Genomic DNA, 25595 nt, shown 5'->3' with positions numbered 1-25595 from the left:
ATGTCTGTCCGTCGTCTGCTTGCCCTGGCCTGCTCGGCCAGCCTGTTCACTGCGGGCACTGCAGTTGCCGCGCCCGCAGCCGCCCCCGCGGCCTCCATCCCCAAAGCACAGTGGCCATTTCAGGCCACCACGGTCGCCGATTTCGACGAACCCTGGGCAATGACCTTCCTGCCCGATGGCAGCTTGCTGGTCAGCGAAAAGCGCGGTGCCTTGATGCGCCTGGACACTAAGACCAAACGCAAGAGCGCCGTCACCGGAGTGCCGACGGTTGCCTACGGTGGTCAAGGCGGTTTCGGCGATGTTCTGGCGCATCCGCGCTTCGCCAAGAACGGGCTGGTCTACCTGAGTTATGCCGAGCCGGGCGAAGGCGACACGCGCGGCGCTGCGGTAGCGCGCGCCAAGCTCACGCTGGATGCAACCGGCGGCGGCACGCTCTCGGACCTGAAAGTGATCTGGCGCCAGGACCCCAAAGTCACCGGCAATGGTCATTTCGGGCATCGGCTCGCGTTCGGGCCCGATGGCAAGCTGTGGATCAGCTCCAGCGAACGGCAGAAGTTCACTCCTGCCCAGGACATGAAAGCCAACCTCGGCAAGCTGATCCGGCTCAACGACGACGGCAGCGTGCCGGCCGACAACCCGTTCGTTGCGCAAGGCGGCGTTGCTGCGCAGGTGTGGTCGTTGGGCCATCGCAATATTCTTGGCCTGGCCTTCGACAGCAAGGGCCGCCTGTGGGAACACGAAATGGGTCCGCTCGGCGGTGATGAGTTGAACCTGATCCAGCGTGGCGCCAACTACGGCTACCCGATCGTCTCCAACGGCGACAACTATGACGGCACGCCGATCCCTGATCACAACACGCGCCCGGAGTTCGCCGCGCCCAAGATCAGCTGGACGCCGGTGATTTCGCCGGCAGGGTTTGTGATCTATAGCGGCAAGCAGTTCCCGACATGGCGCGGGAATGGCTTTATCGGTGGGCTGTCGTCGATGGCGCTGGTGCAGGTGTCGCTGGGTGACCAGCCGCGCGAAGTGGCCCGTTACGACATGGGCGCACGCATCCGCGAAGTGGAGCAAGGCCCGGACGGCGCGCTCTGGCTACTGGAAGACGAAGCCAGTGGCAGTACCGGGCGTCTGCTGAAACTCACGCCCAAGAGCAAGGCCGCGGTCGAAAACGACGCCTGATCGATTCCGCAGCATAAGCCGGTGCATCCGATGCGCTGCACCGGCAAGGGCGATGGCGACATTGGACAGTCGTCATCGCGTTTGACCACGACGTCAGCGGGCGCTTCGTGCTGTAGCCAAGTGTGCCAAGCGCGCTTCTATCAGCGTTCCAGCAGCTCGAAGGTGATTGCCTCGCCGCTCTTGGCCGACGCGCACACCCATACATCGAACAGACCCGGCTCCGCACCGAAGACGCCCTTGTGGTTGGTGAATGCCAGCGCATCGCGCTCCAGCGTGAACACCACGTCCTGGCTCTCGCCGGGCTGCAGCAATACCTTGCGAAACCCCTTGAGTTCGCGCACCGGACGCACGCGACTGGCCACGCGATCGTGCACATACAACTGTACCACTTCCTCGCCGGCGACCTTGCCGGTGTTGCTGACGCGCGTGGTGATGGTCAGCGCCTCATCCCAGCCGAGTTGCGCCGCGCTCAACTGCGGCTGCGCATACGCAAACGTGGTGTAGCTCAAGCCATGCCCGAACGGATACAACGGCTCGTTTGGCATCTCGCGCCAACGCGCCTTGTACTCGGACAGGGTCGGCAATTCCGGGCGCCCGGTGCGCAGATGGTTATAGAAATAAGGTTGCTGCCCGGTCGCCTGCGGGAAGCTGATCGGCAGACGCGCCGACGGGTTGTAGTCGCCGAACAACACATCGGCCACACCGGTACCGGTCTGCGTGCCCAGGTACCAGGTCACGGCAATCGCGTCGGCATCGCGCACCGCGCCACTCAAGGCCAGCGCGCGGCCATTGCGCAACAACACCACCATCGGGGTGCCGGTCGCTGCAATCGCTTCAGCCAGTGCCTGTTGCGCCGGCGGCAAGGTGATCTCGGTGCGCGATTGCGCCTCGCCACTGAAACGCTGCGGCTCGCCCAACGCCAGCACCACCACATCGGCCGCCTGCGCCGCATCGATCGCAGCGGAAATCCCGCCCGGCAGCGCCTCTTCCAGTCCGCAGCCCGCCACCACGCTCAGATCTTCGGTGCCGACCACCGCACGCACGCCCTGCTCCAGGGTCACGTAGCGTTCCTTGTCGCCGAACAGGGTCCAGCAGCCCTCGATGTTTTCGCGGTCCTGCACGAACGGGCCGATCAACGCGATGCGCTGGCCGCTCTTCTTCAGCGGCAACACGCCGCCTTCGTTTTTCAGCAGCACGATCGAACGCCGCGCCGCGTCGCGCGACAGCGCATCGTGCGACGGCAGATGCGTGGTGTCGGCTTCGCGCGCCGGGTCCAGCGAGCGATACGGATTGTCGAACAGCCCGATCGCTTCTTTCAGCTGCAGGATGCGCCGCACGCTGGCATCCAACGTGGCCATCGGCACCTCGCCGCTTTCCACCAGCGACGGCAGATGCGCGGCATAAAAGCCGCTTTGCATGCTCAGGTCCAACCCGGCCAGGAAGGCCTTCTTGGTCGCGTCGCGCTCGTCGGCGGCATAGCCATGGGCGATCAATTCCATGTCGGCGGTGTAATCGGAAATCACCACGCCGGGGAACTGCCATTCCCCGCGCAGGATCTCGGTCAGCAACTCATGGTTGGCGCTGGCCGGTACGCCGTTGATGTCGTTGAAGGACGACATCACGGTCAATGCGCCGGCATCGAAGGCGGCCTTGAACGGCGGCAAATGCACATCGCGCAGCGTCTGCGGCGCAATGTCGACGGTGTTGTATTCCATGCCTGCCGCCACTGCGCCATAGGCGGCGAAATGCTTGGGCGTGGCCAGCAGGCAATCGTGGGCGGTCAGGTCGCTGCCCTGGAACCCGCGCACACGGGCAGCGGCAAAGGCCGCGCCCAGCATCACGTCTTCGCCGGCACCCTCGGCGCCACGGCCCCAGCGCTGGTCGCGCGCGATGTCCACGGCCGGCGCGTAGGTCCAGTGCAGGCCGGCAGCGGTGGCCTCGATCGCGGTGGCGCGCGCGGTGCGCTCGGCCAACGCCGGCTCGAAACTGGCCGCCTCGCCCAGCGGGATCGGGAACACCGTGCGCATGCCGTGGATCACGTCGGCGGCCAGGATCACGGGGATCCCCAGGCGACTCTCTTCCACGGCGACTTTCTGGATCTGCACGCCCAGGGCGGCGCCCACGCCATTGAACAGCGAGCCGACCCGACCCAAGCGCACCTGCTGCAACACCTCGTCGGCATTGAGCACGTTGGCCTCGGGATTCACGTCCGGCGCGAACGGCCGCATCATGTCGGCGAACACACCCAACTGTCCGACCTTCTCTTCGACGGTCATTCGGGCAATCAGGGTTTCGATGCGATCAGCAGCCATGAGATCCTTGAGAAAACGTTTACATGGCCGTCAATTCTAGCCTGACGCGCCTGCGGGGAGGCAAGTTTTGAAGGCCGGGATTCGAGATTGGGGATTTGTAGAGGCCGGTTGCACGGCATGTTGCCCGCCGGAGCGGCAGCGGCGCAGCGCCTGGGCCGCCGCAACCGTCGATATTCCGGGATCCAAGCATGCAGCGATAAGCCAGCCAGGCGAGCGGCTTGCGACAATCAGGCGGCGCGTTCCCGCTCGATGATCACGCCCACCGCCTGCGCGCCGCGCACTGCCCCCGGCTTGCTCAGCTTCAACCGCAGCCAGTGCACGCCGAATTCGTCCAGCACGAGCGCCGCGCAGCGCTCGGCCAGCGTCTCCACCAGCCCGAAGTCCGAGGCTTGCACGAACTCGATCAGGCGCTTGCTCACCGCCTTGTAGTTCAGCGTATCGGCGATGTCGTCGCTGGCCGCCGGAATGCGGTTGTCAAAGCCCATTTCCAGATCGAACCGCAAGGTCTGCCGGATGCGCCGTTCCCAATCGTAGATGCCGATCAGCGCATCGATGTCGAGACCTTCAATAAACACTTTATCCATGGGGAATCGGGAGTCGGGAATAGGGAATTGGTAGGAGCAAAGACAACAGCGCACGTACGGATAGGATCGGAGTAGAGCTTTTCACTATTCCCGATTCCCCACTCCCGATTCCTGCGCCGCCAGTGGCGGCAGCGCCGCCATATCCCACCGCGGCGTCACATGCACCGCCGCATCCGCATGCTCACCGGCCTGCAGCCGCAGCGCGCCGGCGAAGGCGATCATCGCGCCGTTGTCGGTGCACAAGGCCGGGCGCGGGAAGCAGACCCGGCCGCCGCGGCGCTGGGCAGCCTCTTGCAGGCGCGCGCGCAGGCGCTTGTTTGCGCCCACGCCGCCGGCCACCACCAGGGTGTCGCAGCCGGCCGCGTCCAGCGCGCGCAGGCACTTGATGGCCAGGGTGTCCACCACCGCGTCTTCGAAGCCGCGCGCGATGTCCGCCCGGGTGGTGTCGGACTGGTCGCTGGACCGCCAGGCCAGCAGCACCTGGGTCTTGAGCCCACTGAAACTGAAATCCAGACCGGGCCGGTCGGTCATCGGCCGCGCGAACTTATAGCGCCCCGGCGTGCCGGTTTCGGCCAAGGCGGCCAGCTGCGGGCCGCCCGGGTACGGCAGGCCCATCATCTTGGCGGTCTTGTCGAAGGCTTCGCCGGCCGCATCGTCCAGCGTCTCGCCCAGCACTTGGTAGCTGCCCAGCGCCTTCACCGACACCAGTTGGGTATGCCCGCCGGATACCAGCAAGGCCACGAACGGCGCCTGCGGCGGGTCGTCTTCCATCAACGGCGCCAGCAAGTGGCCTTCCATATGGTGCACGCCGATCGCCGGCACATCCAATGCCCAGGCCAGCGAGCGCGCCACGCCGGCACCGACCAGCAATGCGCCGACCAGCCCCGGCCCCGCGGTGTAGGCCACACCATCCAGTTCGTCGATGCGCAGTCCGGCCTCGCCCAGGGTCTGGCGGATCAGCGGCAGCAGCTTGCGCACATGGTCGCGGCTGGCAAGCTCCGGTACCACGCCGCCGTATTCGGCATGCAGCGCGATCTGGCTGTAGACCGCATGCGCGCGCAGCGCCGGCACGCCGGATAATTCGGTGTCGTAGACCGCTACGCCGGTCTCATCGCACGATGATTCGATCCCAAGAACTTTCACGGCAGCTCGGCATGGGGAGATGCAGCTATTTTCGCAGCTTTTGTGCTGCGCAGATCGGCCGATGGCAAGATGCTGCATCGCCCTACCGTGCCGGCCGCATATGGCCCGGGCGCATGCTTTATTCGCGTCGCGGCGGCAAATTCTGCCGGGGGCTTGCAGGTCGTCGGCAAGTCGTTATAATACGCAGCTCGCCGGGGCAACCCGGAAATTCCGTCACGCGAGTCTGCTCGCACCCGCCCGGGGCTCCCGGACGGAAATCCCATTTCTGGAGAACACATGCCCAGCGTTAAAGTCCGCGAGAACGAGCCCTTCGAATTTGCGCTCCGTCGTTTCAAGCGCACCTGCGAAAAGGCCGGCGTGCTGGCCGAAACCCGCAAGCGCGAGTTCTATGAAAAGCCGACCCAGGAGCGTAAGCGTAAGGCTGCCGCTGCCGTGAAGCGTCAGCTGCGTCGTTCCTCGCGCGACGTCACCAAGCGTCAGCGCTTGTACTGATCGAATGCGGTTCCTTGCCGATGGGTCTGCGCTGAAGGCGCGACCTATCGGGAGCGAACCCAAGAGCCGGCACGCGCAAGCGTCGCCGGCTTTTTTTATTGGTCCGCTACACGGCATTGCACTGGAGACATTAAGCAATCCGCGCGACGCGCGAGGCGCTGCAAGGCATCTCTCCACGCACGCCCTGCCCCCCGTTCGGCCGAGGTACCCAGCCCGCTTAGGCGCCTTGTCCACCACTCGATACCTACACTCAGGAGTTACCGCATGTCCATGAAGCAGCAGCTCACCGATGACATGAAGGCCGCCATGAAGTCCGGCGACAAGCACAGCCTGGGCGTGATCCGGCTGATCAACGCCGCCATCAAGCAGAAGGAAGTGGACGAGCGCATCGAGATGGACGATGCCGCCGTGATCGCCGTGCTGGACAAGATGGTCAAGCAGCGCAAGGACTCGGTCACCCAGTTCGAAGCCGCCGCGCGCGATGACCTGGCGCAGATCGAGCGCGAGGAGATCGTGGTGATCGAGCGCTATCTGCCGGCCAAGATGGGCGAAGCCGAGATCGTGGCTGCCATCCGGGCCGCGATCTCCGAGACCGGGGCAAGCAGCCCGGCCGATATCGGCAAGCTGATGGGCGCACTCAAGCCCAAGCTGGCCGGTCAGGCCGACATGGGCCTGGTCTCGACTTTGGTCAAGCAGCAGCTGGCAGGCTGATCGATCGCCGCAGTGCCCTGTGCCACGGCCAGGGCCAGGGCCAGGGCACTGCGGCGAGTGCGGCACTGCCTGCCGCACCACCGAGCGGCTTTTCCAATGGAAGGCGGACCTCTTAACGCGCAGTGATGTTGCAAGACGCGCTGGAGCGCCAAGGCCGTTGCACATCTGCGACACGCAACGCATCGGGCAGGGCGCGCGCCCTCGTTCAAACGCGCATGGCCCAGCATGCGGCCGAAGCGCTCTGCACAGTCTGCGTCCCGGTCGTCGCGTGGACTCCGGCAGTGCCAAGCACGCGGCCCTACAGGTGCACCGGCGACTGGCGCACATTGAACGCGCTGACAGGCACGCCGCGCGCGTTGCTCACGACGCGCAACAGACTGCGCATATCAGGTGCGCCGCCTGCTGCTTAGCCCGCAACACGTGCGCGCTTTCACCCGTCCTTCGATCCGGCCCTGCTAGAACGGATACGCCAGCGCAGGCATGGGCAAGGTCTTTCCGCATACCGTCTTTGCCCTGACGTCGCCTCCGCGCCAACGGTATGCGCCAAGGATCCTCCCACCGGTGACGACGCTTTCCTCCGCCTATCTGCACAAGCATCTGAGCCGTCTGCAGCGCAGCGTGCCGATGGCGCTGCTGAACCGCTTCATCGAGATCGACGTGATGACGCAGGCGGCGTCGTTGTCGTTCTACGCGCTACTGTCGCTGGCCCCGTTGCTGGTGCTGCTGTTGTGGCTGACTGCCTCGCTCTATCCGCCAGCGCAGGAAGCATTGGTGCAGCAAATCGGGCAATTGGCCGGCGGCAGCGCGGCCGAAGTCGCGCAGACCGTCATTCGCAATGCCACCGATCAACCTGGCGTTGGCTCGCTGGCCGGGGTATGGAGCACGCTACTGCTGTTCATCGGCGCCACGGCGGTGTTTGCGCAGTTGCAGAACGCCTTGAACCTGATCTTCCGCACCGATAAGCAACGCCTGGACGGCTTGATGGCCTGGCTGCAGAAGCGGGTGTTCTCGTTCGGGGTGATCCTGGCGTTGGGCTTCTTGCTGATCGTGTCGATGATTGCCACCACCGCACTGCAGGTGGTCTTTGCGCGCCTGCCCTCGGTCCTGCCGGCAGTCGGCTACGTGACCACGCTGGCCCTGTACTCGCTGGCGTTCGCGTTCCTGTATCGCTACCTGCCCGATCGCACCGTCGACTGGCGCCAGGCGTTCCTGGGCGGCGTCATCACCGCGGTGCTGTTCGCGCTGGGCCGCTACGCCATCGGCGTGTACATCGCCACCGCAGCGCCGGGCAGCGCCTACGGTTCGATGGGGACATTGGTCATCCTGCTGGTGTGGATGTACTACGCCTCGGTGGTGTTCTTCGTCGGCGCCTTAATCACCGCGGTGATCGACGAGCGGGTGCGCTCGCATCGCAAGCTGCGCGAGGCGGGCGTGGATCCGGAACATCCGCCGGTGATCGTGCCGCCTGCCGATGCAGCGCCTGCATCTTCAGCATCGGAGTCGCACGCGCTGCCACGCGGCTGAGGACTCTGCTGCAGTGCCGGCCTCCCCGGCCTCGTCGGCGGGGGCGACGAAGTACTGGCAGGCCGCTGAGATATCCTAGCGGGATGGCCCGCATCCCCGACGCGTTTATCGACGAACTGCTTGCACGCACCGACATTGTCGAGGTGGTGGGCGGTCGCGTGCCGCTCAAGCGTCAGGGCAAGGAATATTCGGCGCGCTGCCCGTTCCACGACGAGCGTTCGGCCTCGTTCACGGTGTCGCCGACCAAGCAGTTCTATCACTGCTTCGGCTGTGGCGCGCACGGCACCGCAATCAGTTTCCTGATGAATTACGACCGCCTCGAATTTCTCGATGCGGTCGATGAGCTGGCCAAGCGCGCCGGCATGGACATCCCGCGCGAGACGCAGCAGCGCACGCCGCAGCAGCAGGACGACAGCCGCGAGCTGTACTCGGCATTGGAAGCGGCCACCAAGTTCTTCCAGCGCCAGCTCGAGGGCAGCGAACGCGCCCGCGACTATCTGGACGGGCGCGGCGTGGATGCCGACAACCGCGCGCGTTTCCAGATCGGCTATGCGCCCGACGGCTACAGCGCATTGAAGGACACCCTGGGCACCGATGCGCGGCGCATGAGCGTGCTCGAGCGCGCCGGGCTGTTTTCCAAGAACGATCGCGGCCATGTGTACGACAAGTTCCGCGACCGGGTGATGTTCCCGATCTTCGACCGCCGCGGCCGCGTGATCGCCTTCGGCGGACGCATCATGGGCGCGCCGGCCGATGGCCGCGACCCGGGGCCGAAGTACCTCAACTCGCCGGAAACCGCGCTGTTCCACAAGGGCCGCGAGTTGTACGGGCTGTGGCAGGTGCGGCAGGCCAATCAGAAGATCGAGCGGCTGATCGTGGTGGAAGGCTACATGGACGTGGTCTCGCTGTTCCAGTTCGGCGTCACCCAGGCGGTGGCCACGCTGGGCACCGCCACCACGCCCGAACATGCCGAGCTGCTGTTCCGCAACGCGCCGGATGTGTATTTCTGTTTCGATGGCGACAACGCCGGGCGCAAGGCCGGCTGGCGCGCGCTCGAATCGGTGCTGCCGCGCATGAAGGATGGCCGCCAGGCGTTTTTCCTGTTCCTGCCCGATGGCGAGGACCCGGACACCATCGTACGCAAGGAAGGCGCACAGGCCTTCGATCAGCGCCTGAAACAGGCCACGCCGCTGTCGCAGTTCTTCTTCGACGAGATGTCGCGTGAGATCAACCTGCACACGCTGGACGGCAAGGCGCGCCTGGCCGAACGTGCGCGCCCGCTGTTGGCGCAAATCCCCGAGGGCGCATTCGGCGATCTGATGAAACAGGAACTGGCGCGCCTGACCGGGGTTGGCGCCAATGCGTCTGCGCAGCAGCCCGCACCCAGGCCGCGGCCGCCTGCCCGCATGGGCGCGCCCACACAGAAACGCAGCCTGGTGCGTGCGTCCATCGCCATCCTGCTGCAACGGCCGTCATTGGCGATGAGCCTGGAGGGCGTGCATGATTTTTCCGGGCTGCGCCTGCCCGGGATCGACTTGTTGATGGAATTGCTGGACCTGGTCCGGCAACGCCCGGAAATCAGCACGGGCGCGCTGCTGGAGCACTTCGCCGAGCGCGAGGAACTCGCTGCCTTGCAGAAGCTGGCGGCGCAGGAGCTTCCCGGCGACGAACACAGTTGGACGCTTGAGCTGCATGACGTCGTCGCGCAACTCGACAAGCAGTTGCTGCGTCAGCGCGTGGAGGAGCTGCAGGCCAAACAGCGCGCGCAAGGGCTGGACGACACCGACAAATACGAAATGCGCGAACTGCTCAAGGCGCTCGCAGCGTTGTGATGCAGCGCTGTGCGGCTGGATGCAGCGCAAGGCAATCGCGCACCGCCGGGCCGTTTCAGGCGTGAACGGTGGCGTCGATGCCACAGCACGCATCGTAGAATGGTCCATACCAGGCGCAAGATCGCGCGCTACCGTTGGACCTCGATGAAGAAGCTGCTGGCGCGGTTGCGCATTGACCCCTTCACCCTCGCGCTGCTGTGCACGGTCGCACTGGCCTCGTTTCTCCCGGTCTCGGGTACGGCTGCTGCGGTCATGGACGATGTCACCGACGTGGCGATCGCGGCGCTGTTCTTCCTACACGGCGCGCGGCTGTCGCGCGAAGCGGTCAAGGCCGGCGCGTTGCACTGGCGCCTGCATCTGGTGATTCTGGGCTGCACCTTCCTGCTGTTCCCGCTACTGGGGCTGTTGTTCAAACCACTGGCGCATCTGGCACTGACGCCGGAGCTGTATGTCGGCGTGCTGTTCCTGTGCGCGTTGCCGTCCACGGTGCAGTCCTCGATCGCGTTCACCTCGATGGCGCGCGGCAATGTGCCGGCCGCGGTCTGCGCCGCTTCGCTTTCCAGCCTGCTGGGCGTGTTTTTCACCCCATTGCTGATGGGCGCACTGGTCGGCAGTCAGGGCGCCATGGCGCATCCGGCCGAAGCGATCGGCAAGATCCTGCTGCAGTTGCTGGTGCCGTTTCTGGCCGGCCATTTCATGCGTCCGTGGATCGGCGGCTGGGTCGAACGTCACCGCGCCGTGCTGCGTTACACCGATCAAGGCACCATTCTGCTGGTGGTCTATACCGCCTTCAGCGCATCGGTGAACGAAGGGCTGTGGCAGAAGACGCCGCTGCCTGCACTGCTGGCGGTACTCGGCGCTGCAGCGTTGTTGCTGGCCATGGCGATGCTTTCGATCACCTGCATCGCGCGGCGCCTGCATTTCAGCCGCGCCGATGAAATCGCCATCGTCTTCTGCGGCTCGAAAAAGAGTTTGGCCACCGGCGTGCCGATGGCCAAGGTGATGTTTGCCGGCGGCGGGCTGGGCGCGATCGTGCTGCCGATCATGCTGTATCACCAGTTGCAGCTGATCGTCTGCGCCGTTGTGGCCGCACGGTATGCGCGCAGTGCATCGGGCCAGCCGCAAGGCGCAGCCGAGCGTCATTGACGATGCACCACGCCAGCACCTGCCCGCTGCGTATCGCGTAACAGCAGTTCGCGTCGCCGCACATCCGGGTTGTAAGCAGATGTATAACGGTAATGACGCCCGCCCGCCTGGGCCCGCCAGCGGCTACTAGAGTGCGCGATCGACCTTCTGCCGCCCCACGGTGATTTGCCATGACGCTGTCGCTGCCACGCCCTTCTCCTTCCTTGATCGCGCTGCTGGCAGTGCTGGCTACGCTGACTGCCTGCAACAAGCCAGCACCGCCTGTGGCACCCGCACCACCCAAGACGGCGTCCACGCCGACACCCGTTGCCGGCATCGCCTGGCGCGAGGGCAACGTGGACGATGCCTTCGCCGAAGCCAAGGAAAGCGGCAAGCCGATCCTGTTGTACTGGGGCGCGGCCTGGTGCCCGCCCTGCAACCGACTGAAGGCCACGCTGTTCAAGGACCCGGCATTCATCGCCCGTACTCGCGCCTTCGTGGCGGTGCATCTGGACGGCGACTCGGAAAGTGCGCAAGCCTGGGGCGACCGCTTCGGGATCAAGGGCTATCCGACCATCATCGTGCTGCGTCCGGACCGTAGCGAAATCACCCGTCTGGCCGGCGACAGCGACACCGCCCATCTGGCCGAGGCGCTGCGGGTAGCGTCAACCCATACCTCCAGCTCCGCACAATTACTGCAGCAGGCCTTGAGAGAACCGGCCACGCTCAGCAACGACGACTGGACCATACTCAGCCAATACGACTGGAGCGTAGATGCCGCGCACTTGATCAAGTCAGAAGACGCCGCTGACGTGCTGGCACGCCTGGCCGCCGCCGCGCCACAGCCTGTACTGCAACACCGCTTCGCGTTGTTGGCGCTGAGCATGAAAGAAACCGGCACGCCGACGCCTAAACAGCGCGCCGCCAATCGCGCCCTGCTACAGGCCGTGCTGTCCGATCCCGCCGAAGTGCGTGCCAACCTCACCACACTAATCTACTCGGCACGCGAACTGGTAAAAGCAGCAGCGGCGAATGCAACCGAGCGCGCCACGTTGTCGAGCGCGCTGACGCAGGCACTGGACAAGGTTTACAGCGACAGTCGCTTGCCGATCAGCGACCGCCTGGACACGGTCTATGCCGATATCGCGCTGGCGCAGCTGGCACAGGGTCAGCCGACGGCGGAAACGCGTACGCCGCCGCCACTGCCGGCGGCCTTGGTCGAAAAAATACGGCAACGCGCGCACTGGGCCGAACAGGCCGCACACAGCGATGCCGAACGCCAGTCCACGATCAGCAGCGCCGCCGACCTGCTCTATTTCGTCGGCGACAAAGCCGACGCCGAACAGTTGTTGCTCGCCGAACTCGGACGCAGCAAGACGCCTTACTACTACATGCCCGAGTTGTCCGGCATGGCCGAAGAGCGCGGCGACAAGCAAACCGCGCTGTACTGGCTGAAGAAGGCCTATGCGAGCGCACAAGGCCCGGCCACACGGGTGCAATGGGGCGTGGTCTATGTCAAGGGCCTGATCCGCCTGCAACCGGACAACGCAACCGCCATCGAAAACGTCGCAGGGCAGGTCATCGCCGAACTGGCTAGCCAGCCCGATGGCTACCATCAGCGTACCCAGCAGCGCTTCGACATCATGGGCAAGGCGCTGAAAGCCTGGAGCAAGACTCACAACGGCAACGCCGTGCTGGCACGCCTGCAGCAGAAAATGCAGCGGAACTGCGGCAGCCAGGACACGGGCAACTGCAAACACTGGCTGAGTTGAACCGAATCGCAGTTGCGAAGGACGCGGTACCGACGGTGCCGCGCCCTAACCCGGCAGCAACCAGTGATCGACCATCAGGAAGGCGAACAACGCCATCAGGTATACGATGGAGTACCCGAACATCTTCATCGAAAACAGTTCGTCCGGCGGGTTCAGCATGCGCCACGCGTACCAGAGGAACACCGCATTGAGCACGGCTGCGCCGCCCAGGTAGAACATCCCGCTCATGCCCACCGCCACCGGCGCCAAGGTCACGATCGCCAGCAATACGGTGTAGACCAGGATCTGCTTGCGCGTATGCGGCACACCATGGGTCACCGGCAACATCGGGATGGCCGCCTTGGCGTAATCGGCGCGACGAAAGATTGCCAGCGCCCAGAAATGCGGCGGCGTCCAGATGAAGATGATCAGCACCAGCAACGAGGCATTGATCCAGTCGGCGCTGGTCGGCAGCCCGGTCACCGCGGCCCAGCCCAGCATCGGCGGCGTGGCGCCGGCCAGGCCGCCGATCACGATGTTCTGGGAGGTCGCGCGCTTCAGGTAGACGGTGTAGATCACCGCATACCCGATCAGCGAGGCGAAGGTCAGCACGGCGGTGATGACATTCACCCACACCACCAGAATGGTCATGGAGATCACGATCAGCACGCCGGCGAACACCAGCACCTGCCAGGGCCGCACCTTGCCCACCACCAATGGGCGCCATGAGGTGCGCGCCATCTGTGCGTCGATCTTGGCATCAAGCAATTGGTTGATCGCCGCCGCCGCCGAGGCGGCCAGCCAGATGCCCAGGAAGCCCAGCGCGCCGGTGCGCACCTGCAGCCAGGTCGGCATGTCGGGAATAGCCAGGAACATCCCCACCAAGGCGGTGAACACGATCAGTGCCACCACCTTGGGTTTGGTCAGATCCCAATAATCGCGTGCGCTGACAGCCATGCTCACTCCGGCGCGCGCAGCCGCGCCAGCAGCGAGACCAGCACGAACAACAACGCCACCGCCCCGCCGTTATGCATGACCGAGACCTCCAGCGGCAGCGCCAGCTTCACGTTGAGCATGCCCAGGGTCACCTGCACGGCCACCAGCAGCGCCAATGCGCCGGCCCACACCCGCATGCCCGGCGAGCGCGACAAGCGCCAGGCCAGCCACCATAAGTACAGCGCGGTCGCAATTGCCCATAGCCGGTGCGCCATCTGGATCGCGATACGTGCCGCACCGTCCAGCACGCCGCCTTCGTAATCCACCCCGATGCCGCGCCATAGCGTGAAACCTTCACGGAAATCGTGCGGCGGCCACCACTGGCTGACGCAGCGCGGGAAGTTGTCGGCCGACCAGCTGCCGCCGCCGCACGCCAGCGCGGCGTAGTTGGCGCTGACCCAGCCACCGAGCGCGATCTGCAGACCCAGCACCGCCACGCCCAGGCGCAGCAGCCACTTCAAGCGCGATGCATCGGCCAGGGTGATCGGCAGATGCGTCGCACGCCAGGCCATCCACACCAGCAGCGAGAACATCAGCATACCGCCCAGCAAGTGCCCCATCACCACGATCGGCTTGAGCAGCAACGTCACCGTCCACATGCCCAGCAAGGCCTGGAAGATCACCACCGCCAGCGTCAGCACCGCTGCGCGCGCCAGATCGATGTTGCTCCAGCGCAATGCCGCCAGCAGCAGGATGGCCTCGCCGGTGATCGCCATGCCGAACGCCGTGGCGTGCCAGCCGGACATGTAGAGCGGGATCGACAACGCCACCAGCACCGCAGCCGACACCACCTGGGCAATGCCCATGCGACGGCGACGCACCGCCAGCAACGACAACACCAACACTTCCACGCCCAACGCACCGGCCAGGAAACGGTGAACCTGTTCGCGCCAGGCCTTGTGCGATTCCAGCGGGCGGATCCTGCTGGCCACGTGCGTATTGGCTTCGTCGCTGGTCTGCGGCCAGGTCACACGGCCGTAGCAGGTGGGCCAGTCCGGGCAGCTCATGCCGGCATCGGACAACCGCACGAACGACCCGAACAGGATCGTGCTCGCAGTGAACAGCGCGGCCAGCCAGGCCATGCGATGGAAGTGACGGAACAACGCCGGTGGCGCAAACAGGTTCATCGAAACGGGCTCACATCAGTTTCAGCAGCTTGACCAGATCCGACCGCAGGCCGGCCGGGTCGAAGCCGGGGGCATACCGCAGGATCACAAAGCCATTGGGGTCGATCACATACACCGGCACGCCGGCCGCATCGGTGCCGCGCGGCAATGCCTGGCGCAAGGGGGCATCGTCGCGTAGCACGCGCAATGCGGGCATCGGCGGCAGCCCCGCCGGCGGCGCACCGATCCACAGTACCTCCACCTTGTCGGCACGATGCCCGAGCAGTTGCCATACCTTGTCCAGCTCTGCGGCCAAGGCCACGCACTGCTGCGTGCAATCGGCCGGCGGCGCCACTGCAATGCGCCAGATGCGCTCGCTCGGCGCCCAGGCATGGGGCTGCCCGTTCGCACGTACCGGCACCAGCGCCCGCAGATCCGCGGGCGGCTTCAGCAGTTCGCCGTTGTTGCGCATGGAAGCCGGCTGCCATCCGGAGAAGCGCAGCACGCCGGCCAGCAACATCGAGCCGAAGAACAGCACCGCCAGGGCAATCAGCATCCTGCGGCCGCGTTTGACCGAATGCGGCGTGGCCGATGTGGAGGAGGTCATGACAGCGATTTTCTCATGCCGCAGGCGTCAGTGCCTGCGGCTGCGGCGGCGCGCACGCCATGTCAGCAGCGTTGCGGTCGCCAGGACCGCAGCGGCCAGCCCGAACCATTGCACCGCATAACCCAAGTGCCGCGCGGGCGGCAGGGTGTTTGGCAGCATGTCCAGATCGCGTGTGTAGCCAACCGGCAGTGCAGGGTCCAGGCGCAAGACCTGCGACGAAATGTCGCGCCTGCCAAGCGTGCTGCGTAGGACCTGCAGATCCAGTCGGGTGGCCAGCCAGGTCTGCGCCGCAGCCCCCGGCGCCAGCGCCGGCCCGATCGCCAATCCCGCAGACGGCGGTGCGCTCAAGAGTCCCTGCACCGTCTGCACGCCTTTCAGCGCAACGATGCCGGGCAACTGCCGATCGGCCGGTAATGGCAGCCAGCCCAGATCCACCAGCACGCCTGTCGATACGCCTTCTGGCGCTGCCAGCTGATACACGCGCACGCCGGCACGTCCGTCATGCAGCTGATTGTCCAGCAAGACCAGTTGCGGCAAGAAACGAACGCTTCCACGCACCCATGCCAACTCATTGGGCGTCGCCAGCGCCTGCCCCAAGGGCAGCGTGGTGTCTCGCACATGTGCGGCACGGTCCAGCAAGGCTTGCTTGCTATGCATCCGCTGCAGTTGCCAATGCCCAAGCGCCGCAAAACCCGCGCTCACTAGCAGCGCCAGACACCAGCCAAACACCGCCGTGTGCTTGCGCGTCATGACAAGCGACGCAAAAAGGCGTGCAATGCCATCACCACGCCGACTGCACCCGGGGCTGTTGTGAACGATTCGCTCAAGACGCTGCTGATTGTCGCCTTCCTGATCGTGATCTTATGGAACCTGGGCGCCGGCCTCTACTACCTGCTGACCGACCGCGGCCAGACCAAGCGCACCGTCAACGCCCTGACCTGGCGCATCGGCCTATCGGTGGCGTTGATCGCCATCGTGATCCTCGGCATCTATACCGGCTGGATCAAGCCGCATGGGCTCGGCCGCTGAGGAGTCGGGAAAGGGGAATTGGGAGTAGGGAATCGTAAAAGTCAAAAGCAGGCTCGCTCTGGCGATTCCCGATTCCCGACTCCCGATTCTCAAAGGACATACACGAACAAAAACAGCGCCAGCCACACCACGTCGACGAAGTGCCAGTACCACGCAGCCGCTTCGAAAGCGAAGTGATTGTCGCGGCTGAAGTGCCCTTTCGCCGCGCGCAGCCACATCACTGCCAACATGATCGTGCCCAGCAGCACGTGCATGCCGTGGAAGCCGGTCAGCATGAAGAACGTCGAACCGTAGATGCCCGAGCCCAGCGTGAGATTGAGCTCGGTATAGGCGTGGATGTATTCCTCGGCCTGCAAGAACAGGAACACGCAACCCAGCAGCACGGTCAACCCCAGCCATAACAAGAGCGCGCCACGGCGCCCGCCCTTGAGTGCGTGGTGGGCGATGGTCAAGGTCACGCCGGAGCTAAGCAGGATCAGCGTATTGATCAGCGGCAGGCCCCAGGCCGGGATGGTCTGGAACTGCCCACCGATCGTGCCCGGGCCATTGGTCGGCCAGGCAGCGGAATAGCCATTCCACAGCAGTTCGTTGGTCATCACGCCGTCGCCTTCCCCGCCCAGCCAGGGCAGCGTCAGCACACGCGTGTAGAACAGCGCACCGAAGAACGCGCAGAAGAACATCACCTCGGAGAAGATGAACCACACCATCCCCATGCGGAACGAGCCATCCACCTGGCGGTTGTAGTGCCCGGCATTGGATTCGCGGATGACATCGCCAAACCACATGAACAACGTCGCCAGCAGCATCGCCACGCCGGCGAAGAAGGTCCAGCGCCCCCATGCGGCGTCGTTGAGCCAGCTGGCCACGCCAATCATCATCACGAACATCGCAATCGACCCGACAAAGGGCCATTTGCTCTGGCTCGGGACGAAATACGCGTCGGCGTTGGGACTGTGATCGGCCATGGCGTTGCTTCCGTGTCGTGGTGCGTGTGGATGAAGAATCAGGGTGCGGCGCGCGGCGCGGCAGACGTGCCGCCGCCCTGCAGTTCCGAGGTCAGCGCGTCGTTGCGATAGAACGTATAGGACAAGGTAATCGTGGTGACTTCCGGCGGCAGTGCGGGGTCGACGATGAAACGCAGCGGCATGTCGCGCGTTTCGCCGGCTTGCAAGGTCTGCGCGGTAAAGCAGAAGCACTCGGTTTTGTTGAAGTAGCCCGACGCACGCGCAGGGGCAACCGAGGGCACCGCACTGCCCACCACCGCACGCGCGCCATCGTTGCGCGCGAAATACAGCGCCTCGTTGAGCTCGCCCGGCACCACATCCATCGTCATCTGTTCGGGATGGAAGGTCCACGGCAGTTTGGAATTGACCCCGCCATCGAACTCCACGCGCACCGTGCGCTTGCCGGCGGCAGGTGGCGCGCCCGCGTTTGCGCGCGTGCTGCCAGGCGCACGCTCCATGCGGATGCCAAACACTTTCTCGCAGGCGATGCGGTAGAGCGGCACCAGGGAAAACGTCAGCACAAACACGCCCAGCACCACGCCCAGCAGCTTGAACAAGCCGGCGGTTGGTGCATGTGCGGGCGCGCGTGCACTCACCGCCCGATGACTCCCGAGGCGATGAAGCCTGCATAGATCAGCAACGCGATGATGCCGACCGTGATTGCGGTACGGCGTACCGCACGGCGCTGCTGCGCCTGCCGTTCCGCAGCAGATAGCAAACGCGTCACCGCCGGCTCCGAGGCGGACTCAGTGGCCGATGTCTTCATGCGCAAGATCTCCAGGCTTGATCACCGGCGGCACGGTGAAGGTATGCGCCGGGGCAGGTGACGGCACCGTCCATTCCAGGCCCTTGGCACCTTCCCAGGAACGCGCCTGTGCCCGCGCGCCACTCCGCAACGAGGACAGCAGGATCGCGGCCATCAGGAACGGCGTGACGAACATGCCGAACGCGCCGATCGAACTGACCAGATTCCAGTCGGCGAACACCACGTTGTAGTCGGGAATGCGCCGCGGCATGCCGGCCAAGCCGAGGAAGTGCTGCGGGAAGAACAGCAGGTTGACGAATACCATCGTCCACCAGAAGTGCACCTTGGCCCAGGTCTCGTTGTACATCCGCCCGGTCCACTTGGGCCACCAGTAGTACACCGCCGCAATCAGCGCGAACACCGCACCGGTCACCAGCACGTAGTGGAAATGGGCCACCACGAAGTAGGTGTCGTGATACTGGAAATCCGCTGGCACGATCGCCAGCATCAAGCCGGAAAAACCACCGATGCTGAAGAGGATCACGAACGCCACGGCCCACAACATCGGCGATTCGAAGGTCAGCGAGCCTTTCCACATCGTGCTGACCCAGTTGAACACCTTCACCCCGGTCGGGATGGAGATCAGCATGGTGGCGAACATGAAATAGATTTCGCCACCGAGCGGCATGCCCACGGTGAACATGTGGTGCGCCCAGACGATAAAGCTCAGGAACGCGATCGCTGCGATGGCGTACACCATCGCCTGATAACCGAACAGCGGCTTGCGGCTGAAGGTCGGGATGATTTCGCTGACCACGCCGAACGCCGGCAAGATCATGATGTACACCTCCGGGTGCCCGAAGAACCAGAAGATGTGCTGGTACATCACCGGGTCACCGCCGCCGGCCGCGTTGAAGAAACTGGTGCCGAAGAACTTGTCGGTCAGCAACATCGTCACTGCGCCGGCCAGCACCGGCATCACCGCGATCAGCAGGAACGCGGTGATCAGCCAGGCCCAACAGAAGATCGGCATCTTCAGCAGATCGATGCCCGGCGCGCGCATGTTGAGAACGGTGGCGATGATGTTGATCGCGCCCATGATCGAACTGACGCCGGCCACATGGATCGCAAACACACTGAAGGCGACGTTGTACCCGCCCTGCAGCGACAGCGGGGGGTACAGCGTCCAGCCACCGGCTGGCGCGCCACCCGGCAGGAACAGCGTCAGCAGCAGCAGGGTAAAGGCGACCGGCAACAGCCAGAACGACCAGTTGTTCATGCGCGGCAATGCCATGTCCGGTGCACCGATCTGCAACGGGATCATCCAGTTGGCCAAGCCGACGAAAGCCGGCATCACGCCGCCGAAGATCATCACCAGTGCATGCACGGTGGTCATCTGGTTGAAGAATTCCGGTTTGACGAACTGCAGGCCGGGCTGCATCAATTCCGCGCGAATCACGACGCTCATCGCCGCGCCGATGATAAACATCACGAAGGAGAACAGCAGGTACAGCGTGCCGATGTCCTTGTGATTGGTCGAAAAGAACCAGCGCTCGACGAAACCGGGCTGGTGGTGTCCGTGGTGATCGACTGCGGTATGCGCCATGACGGAACGACCTCTGCGAAGCGAGCGGTTGCGGGCGATTAGAGAGCGGCGGTCGGTGCTGCGGCCTGGGCCGGTACCGCGGCAGGCGCGGCGTCACCTGCCGGAGCGGCCGGTGCACTGGCCGGCGTCGGTGCGGCGGCTGGCGCCGCTCCCGGCGCCGTGCCTGACGCACGACGACGCGACGCCAGCCAGCGCTGGAAGTCAGCCTTGGGCAGCGCCTCCACCACGATCGGCATGAAGCCATGATCCTTGCCGCACAACTCGGCGCACTGCCCGCGATACACGCCCGGTTGCTCGATGTTGGTCCAGGCTTCGTTGACGATGCCGGGAATCGCATCTTGCTTCCATCCCAGCGCCGGCACCCACCAGGCATGGATCACATCGTCGGCAGTAATCACGAAGCGGATCTTGGTATTGACCGGCAGCACCAGGCGGTTGTCGACATCCAGCAGATAATGCGGCTGCGAGGCTGCGGTGGGGCGCTCGCCGCTTTGGCGGATGCGATCGGATTCGCGTGCCAGGCGACTGGTGAATTCCACGCCCTGGCCTAGATATTCGTATTTCCACATCCACTGATAGCCGGTCACCTTGACCGTCATTTCCGATTCGCGGGTGTCGTACATCGCGATCAGTTTCGCCGTCGCCGGCCACGCCATCGCGATCAGCACCAGGACCGGAATCACCGTCCACAGCACTTCCGCGGTAGTGTTGTGACTGAATTGCGCGGCCACCGCGCCCTTGGACTTGCGGAACTTGAACATCGCATAGCCCATCGCCGAAAACACCAGCGCGCCAATCGCCACGCACACCCACAGCGCCACCATGTGCGCCTCGTAGGCCATGCGCGCGGTCTGGGTCACCCCGCGCCCCATGTTGAGCTGCCATTCCTTTGGATCGGCCGATTGCGCCCAGGCCACCGGCGCGCTCAGCAGCGCCGCCATCGCCAGGCCTACTTGTGTGCAGGTGTTGATCGACTTCCAGCTGCTGCGTTGCGTCATTGCCTAGACCCTTACGTCATCGGTGACGGCCATTGGCGGCCGCGAGCAAGCGTTTGAGCGTCGTTGCCAGTTCCACACGTTCGGCCGGCCCGAGAAAACTTCCGATCTCGATCTGCTTGCCGCTGCTGACCAGCAACACCCTGTCATCGCGTTCTATGCAAAGCCGCACCCAGTGCGGATGTGCCTGAAACGCTGGTGGCGCATGCCCGGACGGAAACACCTCGACAACGGCCTCCCCCACCCGGATCGCTTCTTCGCGCTCGCCACTTCGCCACAACTGCCGTAGCGCCAGCGCCACCACACCACTGTGTACCAGGGCAAAAACCGGCGCGAACGCATTGCCGGTCCACCACCCCAGGCCTGCAAATAACCACATCGTTCCCGCCAACACTGCGAACAGCTGCACGAATTGCTTGGCCGACAGTGCCCGCGGAGGTCGCAACCGCAGCTGCGTCCCAACCCCTCCGGACATCAACGGCAGCACTTCGATCATAAACAGCACGCAGCGCACTGCGGGAATAGCCCGATGGTAGACCCGCGCCAACGCATGCGGCAAGCATTTCCGGCGATCAAAAATTTGCTGCAGTGCAGCTAAAAGTGCGTCTAAATTCAATCACTTCCAAGTCTCACGACGATCGTCGTGCCGACACCCCGCACCGCGCACCTGCGCCGGCGGCATGCACAAAACGGCGGGAAAGCCGCCGCTTCCACACAAGTGCGCGAGCCGTTTGGCTCACTAGAATGAGCACGGAATCCAAGGCACTTTTCGCATGAACGCTCAGCTCGACCCGCTTGCCTCCACCTCAGTTGCGCGCCCGCTGCTGGCGCCCGAACTGCCCGCCGCACCTGGCGCTTTGCGTGCCGCCATCACCGCGGCCTGGCTCAAGGACGAAACCGAGCACGTGCGTGAATTGCTCGACCAGGCACGCCTGCCTGTCGCTGAGCAAGCCAACGTGCAGGCGATCGCTGCCGATCTGGTTACCCGTGTGCGGGCGCGTGCGCAGGACCAGGGCGCCATCGAAGCCTTCATGCGCCAATACGACCTGGGCAGCGAAGAAGGCGTGCTGCTGATGTGCGTGGCCGAGGCGCTGTTGCGCATTCCCGACCAGGACACTGCCGACAAGCTGATCCGCGACAAGCTTGGCGATGCGGATTGGAAGAAGCATATGGGCGGCAGCGATTCGGTGCTGGTCAACGCTTCCACCTGGGGCCTGATGCTGACCGGTCAGTTGGTACAGCTCAACGACCTCACCCGCGCCGATGTGCCGGGCGCCTTCAAGCGCCTGATCGGCCGCGTCGGCGAGCCGGTCATTCGCCTGGCCGTGCGCCAGGCCATGAAGATCATGGGCCACCAGTTCGTCATGGGCCGTACCATCGGTGAGGCGCTGTCGCGTTCGCGCAAGGGCGACAACGCCAACTACCGTTATTCGTTCGACATGCTTGGCGAAGGCGCGCTCACCATGAAGGATGCGCAGCGCTATCTGCAGGCGTATCGGGATGCGATTCATGCGATCGGCCGCAGCGGTAGCTTCGTCGGTACCGATGTATTTGCCGCGCCCAGCATCTCGATCAAGTTGTCGGCGCTGTACCCGCGTTACGAGCACGCCAAACGCGCCCGCGTGATGGCAGAGCTGGTGCCGGGCGTGCTGGAACTTGCGCAGTTGGCCAAGTCGTACGGCATCGGCTACACCGTCGACGCCGAAGAAGCCGACCGGCTGGAACTGTCGCTGGACATCATCGAGGCCACCTTCTCCGACCCGTCATTGGATGGCTGGGAAGGCTATGGCCTGGCCGTGCAGGCCTATCAAAAACGCACGCCGTACACGATCGATTTTCTTGCCGATCTGGCGCGCCGTGTCGGACGACGTATTCCGGTGCGCCTGGTCAAAGGCGCGTACTGGGACGCAGAGATCAAGCGCGCGCAGATCGAAGGGCATCCCGGCTACCCGGTGTTTACGCGCAAGCAGAACACCGACGTGTCGTACCTGGCATGCGCACGTCGCATGTTCGCGCACAGCGACGCGCTCTACCCGATGTTCGCCACGCACAACGCGCAGACCATTGCGGCAGTCCGTGCGATTGCGGCAGGCAAGACCTACGAGCACCAGAAACTGCACGGCATGGGCGATGACCTGTATGCCGAAGTGATTCCTGCCGATCGTCTCGATCTGCCATGCCGCGTCTATGCACCGGTCGGCTCGCACGAAGATCTGCTGCCGTATCTGGTGCGACGTTTGCTCGAAAACGGCGCCAATTCCAGCTTCGTCAATCGCATCACCGACGAGGATGTCGCCATCGAAGACCTCATCCGCGACCCGGTCGAGGCTGTGACGTCATTTACTTCCATCCCGCATCCCAAGATTCCACTGCCAGCCGATTTGCTGCGTAGCCAGAACCAGAACAGGAAAAACTCCATGGGCGCCAATCTCGCCAACGACAACGATCTGCGCCAGCTGGCCGAGCAACTCAACGCCGCGATCAAACCCTGGAAGGCCACGCCCCTGGTGCCTGGTGCGCTGATCAGCACGCCCAGCCAAGCGGTGTTGAATCCGGCAGATCGCCGCGAGACGGTTGGACAGTGGCACCCGGCCGATCCGGACACCGTCCAGAAGTCGCTGGCCAGCGCTGTGGCCGCGCAGCCGGCCTGGAACCGCACACCTGCAGCGAGCCGCGCCACCATCCTGGAACATGCAGCTGATCTGCTCGAAACGCGCATGTCCGAGTTCATGGCGATCTGCGTCAAGGAAGCCGGCAAGACGCTGCCCGACGCAGTGGCCGAAGTCCGCGAGGCCGTCGATTTCCTGCGCTATTACGCCGGCCAGGCGCGTGCGCAATTCGGTGCCCCGGAGCGCCTGCCTGGACCGACCGGCGAATCCAACGAGCTGCAGCTGCACGGGCGTGGCGTCTTTGTCTGCATCAGTCCGTGGAACTTCCCGTTGGCGATCTTCCTCGGTCAGGTCGCCGCAGCGCTGGCGGCCGGCAACACGGTCATCGCCAAACCGGCCGAGCAGACCAACCTGATCGGCTTTGCAGCGGTCAAGCTGCTGCACGAAGCCGGCGTACCGGAAGCGGCTGTGCAGTTCCTGCCAGGTGATGGCGCTACCGTTGGTGCTGCGCTGACCAACGACCCGCGCGTTGCCGGCGTTGCATTCACCGGTTCTACCGAAACCGCACGCATCATCAACCGCACCCTGGCCGCACGTGATGCTGCCATCGGCGTCTTGATCGCCGAAACCGGCGGCCAGAACGCCTTCATCGCTGACTCGTCCTCGCTGCCCGAAGCGGTGGTCAAAGACGCCATTTCCAGTGCCTTCATCTCGGCCGGGCAGCGCTGCTCCGCGGCGCGCGTCCTGTTCGTCCAGGACGACATCGCCGACAAGGTCATGACGATGCTGGCCGGTGCGATGGGTGAGTTGAAGATCGGCGATCCGGGCCTGCCCTCGACCGACGTTGGCCCTGTCATCGATGCCGATGCCCTCAAGATTCTCGACGATCACGCTGCACGCATGGATCGGCAAGCGCGTCTGATCGGCAGCACCGCCCTGGCCGGTAACACCGCACACGGTAGCTTTTTCGCTCCACGCGCCTATGAGCTGACATCGCTTTCTCAGCTCCAGCGGGAAATTTTCGGGCCGGTGCTGCACGTGATTCGCTGGAAAGCCGACCAGCTCGATGCCGTCATCGAGCAGATCAACGCAACCGGTTACGGCCTCACGTTGGGTGTCCATTCGCGTATCGATGAGACGATCGACCGCATCACCTCGCGCGTGGCGGTAGGCAACGTCTACGTCAATCGCAACCAGATCGGCGCCGTGGTCGGCGTACAACCGTTCGGCGGCCAGGGCCTGTCCGGCACCGGCCCCAAGGCCGGCGGCCCGCATTACCTGCTGCGTTTCGCAACCGAGAAGGTCGTCACCGTCAACACCACCGCGGCAGGTGGCAATGCCTCGCTATTGACCTTGGGTGACTGATTGCCGGCCAGCAGATGCTGGCGTCTGCACGATGAACGGTTCCCCATTACCGATTGCAGCCAGATGTACTGTCAGCACAACAACAAAAAACCCCGCTCATGCGGGGTTTTTTGTTGGCTGGCGCAGCTTTTCAGATTGTCAGTCGTGGTGGATATCCCAACGATCCAGAGCATCGGTCACAGCTCGGCGAACAATGGGCGGGCCTTCGTGGCGCACTTCGCCAGCTATTCGAATCGACGGCTCCCAGGCGGGCGCCCTGATGGCGTACATCCCTGGATTCGATCCAAGAGTTATCGGACACCTCCACCGCGCGTCGTGTTACCACTGGTGCCTTGCATCTGGTCTCATCAAAGATGTGGGAAACATCGCAGATGCCGTGATCGATCTGCTTTAGGCCGTCCTTTGTGTCAAGGATATGCCGGCAAGGACGTCGGCCAAGCAGGCTGTCATGGGCAATGTCTGTTATCGCTACAACGACTGCCGCACCGTGCGTCTGGCATTGGCCAGGCAGGTTGACGCCCAGAGAGGCGGAGCACACCCCTTTTCCAAGGGATTTGCGAGTGCTGCGTTGCAAGGCTTCGTGCCAACACCCGTGCGGGACACTTGGCCTGGCTCTGTTGCCGCGAGCAGGGCGATCTCGGTGCCGAGGCGCCGATCAGCAAGCGGCGCAATGCGCCAACTCCCCCCGGACGCAGCCACGGCGTGGCGGGATGTGAGTCGCGTTGCGCGCAGTGCTGTCCAGCGCTGGCGCAAAAAAAGAAACCCTCAGTCCATTGGACTGAGGGATTCGGGGTAAAGCCCCTGGCGATGACCTACTCTCGCATGGCTTGAGCCACACTACCATCGGCGCAGCTGCGTTTCACTTCCGAGTTCGGGATGG

The 25595-nt window shown here is 64.4% G+C and carries 22 protein-coding genes and 1 rRNA gene; 9 read left to right on the top strand and 14 right to left on the bottom strand.

Annotation, left to right across the window (positions count from 1 at the left end):
- On the top strand, positions 1 to 1179 hold the full coding sequence (locus tag F7R02_RS05270; protein ID WP_005911488.1) for a PQQ-dependent sugar dehydrogenase: 1179 nt from the start codon (positions 1 to 3) through the stop codon (positions 1177 to 1179).
- Between the two features lie 140 nt (positions 1180 to 1319).
- Here the strand turns inward: F7R02_RS05270 and F7R02_RS05265 are convergent, their stop codons facing one another.
- The 3 genes from F7R02_RS05265 to tsaD all read right to left on the bottom strand — a co-directional run bounded on the left by F7R02_RS05265 (position 1320) and on the right by tsaD (position 5218).
- The gene (locus F7R02_RS05265; protein WP_078588703.1) at positions 1320 to 3491 is read right to left on the bottom strand and encodes a glycoside hydrolase family 3 N-terminal domain-containing protein; all 2172 of its coding nucleotides are present in this window, start codon (positions 3489 to 3491) and stop codon (positions 1320 to 1322) included.
- A gap of 227 nt (positions 3492 to 3718) precedes the next feature.
- On the bottom strand, positions 3719 to 4075 hold the full coding sequence (gene folB, locus F7R02_RS05260) for a dihydroneopterin aldolase (RefSeq protein ID WP_003484603.1): 357 nt from the start codon (positions 4073 to 4075) through the stop codon (positions 3719 to 3721).
- An 84-nt stretch (positions 4076 to 4159) separates the two neighbouring features.
- On the bottom strand, positions 4160 to 5218 hold the full coding sequence (gene tsaD, locus F7R02_RS05255) for a tRNA (adenosine(37)-N6)-threonylcarbamoyltransferase complex transferase subunit TsaD (RefSeq protein WP_003484605.1): 1059 nt from the start codon (positions 5216 to 5218) through the stop codon (positions 4160 to 4162).
- Positions 5219 to 5494: 276 nt separating this feature from the next.
- Between tsaD and rpsU the strand changes: the two genes are divergently transcribed.
- From rpsU to F7R02_RS05220, 6 genes are all read left to right on the top strand, one after another.
- The gene (rpsU, locus tag F7R02_RS05250) at positions 5495 to 5710 is read left to right on the top strand and encodes a 30S ribosomal protein S21 (protein ID WP_002808376.1); all 216 of its coding nucleotides are present in this window, start codon (positions 5495 to 5497) and stop codon (positions 5708 to 5710) included.
- A gap of 264 nt (positions 5711 to 5974) precedes the next feature.
- Positions 5975 to 6421: a GatB/YqeY domain-containing protein gene (locus F7R02_RS05245; protein WP_005911504.1), complete on the top strand. Its 447-nt coding sequence runs from the start codon at positions 5975 to 5977 to the stop codon at positions 6419 to 6421.
- A gap of 561 nt (positions 6422 to 6982) precedes the next feature.
- Positions 6983 to 7945: a YihY/virulence factor BrkB family protein gene (locus F7R02_RS05235; protein ID WP_005911507.1), complete on the top strand. Its 963-nt coding sequence runs from the start codon at positions 6983 to 6985 to the stop codon at positions 7943 to 7945.
- 83 nt (positions 7946 to 8028) lie between these two features.
- The gene (dnaG, locus tag F7R02_RS05230) at positions 8029 to 9777 is read left to right on the top strand and encodes a DNA primase (RefSeq protein ID WP_078588700.1); all 1749 of its coding nucleotides are present in this window, start codon (positions 8029 to 8031) and stop codon (positions 9775 to 9777) included.
- Positions 9778 to 9876: 99 nt separating this feature from the next.
- On the top strand, positions 9877 to 10923 hold the full coding sequence (locus F7R02_RS05225) for a bile acid:sodium symporter family protein (protein WP_139370839.1): 1047 nt from the start codon (positions 9877 to 9879) through the stop codon (positions 10921 to 10923).
- Between the two features lie 170 nt (positions 10924 to 11093).
- Positions 11094 to 12674, top strand: coding sequence for a thioredoxin family protein (locus F7R02_RS05220; protein WP_078588699.1), 1581 nt, complete (start codon positions 11094 to 11096; stop codon positions 12672 to 12674).
- 45 nt (positions 12675 to 12719) lie between these two features.
- Here F7R02_RS05220 and cyoE read toward each other — a convergent pair whose 3' ends face one another.
- From cyoE to F7R02_RS05200, 4 genes are read right to left on the bottom strand one after another with little or no spacing between them, the layout of a single operon-like run.
- Complete coding sequence (gene cyoE / locus F7R02_RS05215; RefSeq protein WP_078588697.1) at positions 12720 to 13610, bottom strand: heme o synthase; 891 nt, start codon at positions 13608 to 13610, stop codon at positions 12720 to 12722.
- 2 nt (positions 13611 to 13612) lie between these two features.
- Entirely contained in the window at positions 13613 to 14776 is a 1164-nt protein-coding gene (locus F7R02_RS05210) for a COX15/CtaA family protein (protein ID WP_033485563.1), read from the bottom strand.
- Positions 14777 to 14786: 10 nt separating this feature from the next.
- Positions 14787 to 15362 carry a redox-active disulfide-containing membrane protein gene (locus tag F7R02_RS05205; protein ID WP_078588696.1) on the bottom strand — a complete coding sequence of 192 codons (576 nt, stop codon included), beginning with the start codon at positions 15360 to 15362 and terminating at the stop codon, positions 14787 to 14789.
- Positions 15363 to 15389: 27 nt separating this feature from the next.
- The gene (locus tag F7R02_RS05200) at positions 15390 to 16112 is read right to left on the bottom strand and encodes an SURF1 family protein (RefSeq protein ID WP_005926993.1); all 723 of its coding nucleotides are present in this window, start codon (positions 16110 to 16112) and stop codon (positions 15390 to 15392) included.
- Between the two features lie 60 nt (positions 16113 to 16172).
- On the opposite strand from F7R02_RS05200, the gene F7R02_RS05195 reads away from it, so the two are divergent.
- Positions 16173 to 16391 (top strand): twin transmembrane helix small protein, encoded by a 219-nt coding sequence (locus tag F7R02_RS05195; RefSeq protein WP_003484642.1) that lies wholly within the window; start codon positions 16173 to 16175, stop codon positions 16389 to 16391.
- 89 nt (positions 16392 to 16480) lie between these two features.
- Here F7R02_RS05195 and F7R02_RS05190 read toward each other — a convergent pair whose 3' ends face one another.
- The 6 genes from F7R02_RS05190 to F7R02_RS05165 are packed head-to-tail and all read right to left on the bottom strand — an operon-like array spanning position 16481 to position 21237.
- Positions 16481 to 17356, bottom strand: coding sequence for a cytochrome c oxidase subunit 3 (locus F7R02_RS05190; protein WP_005911522.1), 876 nt, complete (start codon positions 17354 to 17356; stop codon positions 16481 to 16483).
- Between the two features lie 38 nt (positions 17357 to 17394).
- Positions 17395 to 17991, bottom strand: coding sequence for a cytochrome c oxidase assembly protein (locus F7R02_RS05185; protein WP_003484651.1), 597 nt, complete (start codon positions 17989 to 17991; stop codon positions 17395 to 17397).
- Positions 17988 to 18161, bottom strand: coding sequence for a hypothetical protein (locus F7R02_RS05180; protein ID WP_003484652.1), 174 nt, complete (start codon positions 18159 to 18161; stop codon positions 17988 to 17990). Before F7R02_RS05180 ends, F7R02_RS05185 begins: the two co-directional genes overlap by 4 nt.
- Positions 18142 to 19746 (bottom strand): cytochrome c oxidase subunit I, encoded by a 1605-nt coding sequence (gene ctaD, locus F7R02_RS05175; RefSeq protein WP_005911527.1) that lies wholly within the window; start codon positions 19744 to 19746, stop codon positions 18142 to 18144. The genes F7R02_RS05180 and ctaD overlap by 20 nt, the downstream gene beginning before the upstream one ends.
- A gap of 38 nt (positions 19747 to 19784) precedes the next feature.
- Complete coding sequence (gene coxB / locus F7R02_RS05170) at positions 19785 to 20744, bottom strand: cytochrome c oxidase subunit II (protein ID WP_033485565.1); 960 nt, start codon at positions 20742 to 20744, stop codon at positions 19785 to 19787.
- Between the two features lie 16 nt (positions 20745 to 20760).
- Positions 20761 to 21237 (bottom strand): DUF2244 domain-containing protein, encoded by a 477-nt coding sequence (locus tag F7R02_RS05165; protein ID WP_003484655.1) that lies wholly within the window; start codon positions 21235 to 21237, stop codon positions 20761 to 20763.
- Positions 21238 to 21514: 277 nt separating this feature from the next.
- On the opposite strand from F7R02_RS05165, the gene putA reads away from it, so the two are divergent.
- Positions 21515 to 24715, top strand: a complete 3201-nt coding sequence (gene putA, locus F7R02_RS05160) for a bifunctional proline dehydrogenase/L-glutamate gamma-semialdehyde dehydrogenase PutA (RefSeq protein WP_078588695.1) — start codon at positions 21515 to 21517, stop codon at positions 24713 to 24715.
- A gap of 799 nt (positions 24716 to 25514) precedes the next feature.
- Here the strand turns inward: putA and rrf are convergent.
- Positions 25515 to 25595, bottom strand: a 5S ribosomal RNA gene (gene rrf, locus F7R02_RS27480); the annotation flags it as partial.

This window comes from Xanthomonas cissicola (genome assembly GCF_008801575.1).
Taxonomy (GTDB): Bacteria; Pseudomonadota; Gammaproteobacteria; order Xanthomonadales; family Xanthomonadaceae; genus Xanthomonas; species Xanthomonas cissicola.
This window is presented reverse-complemented; position numbering and strand designations above follow the sequence as displayed.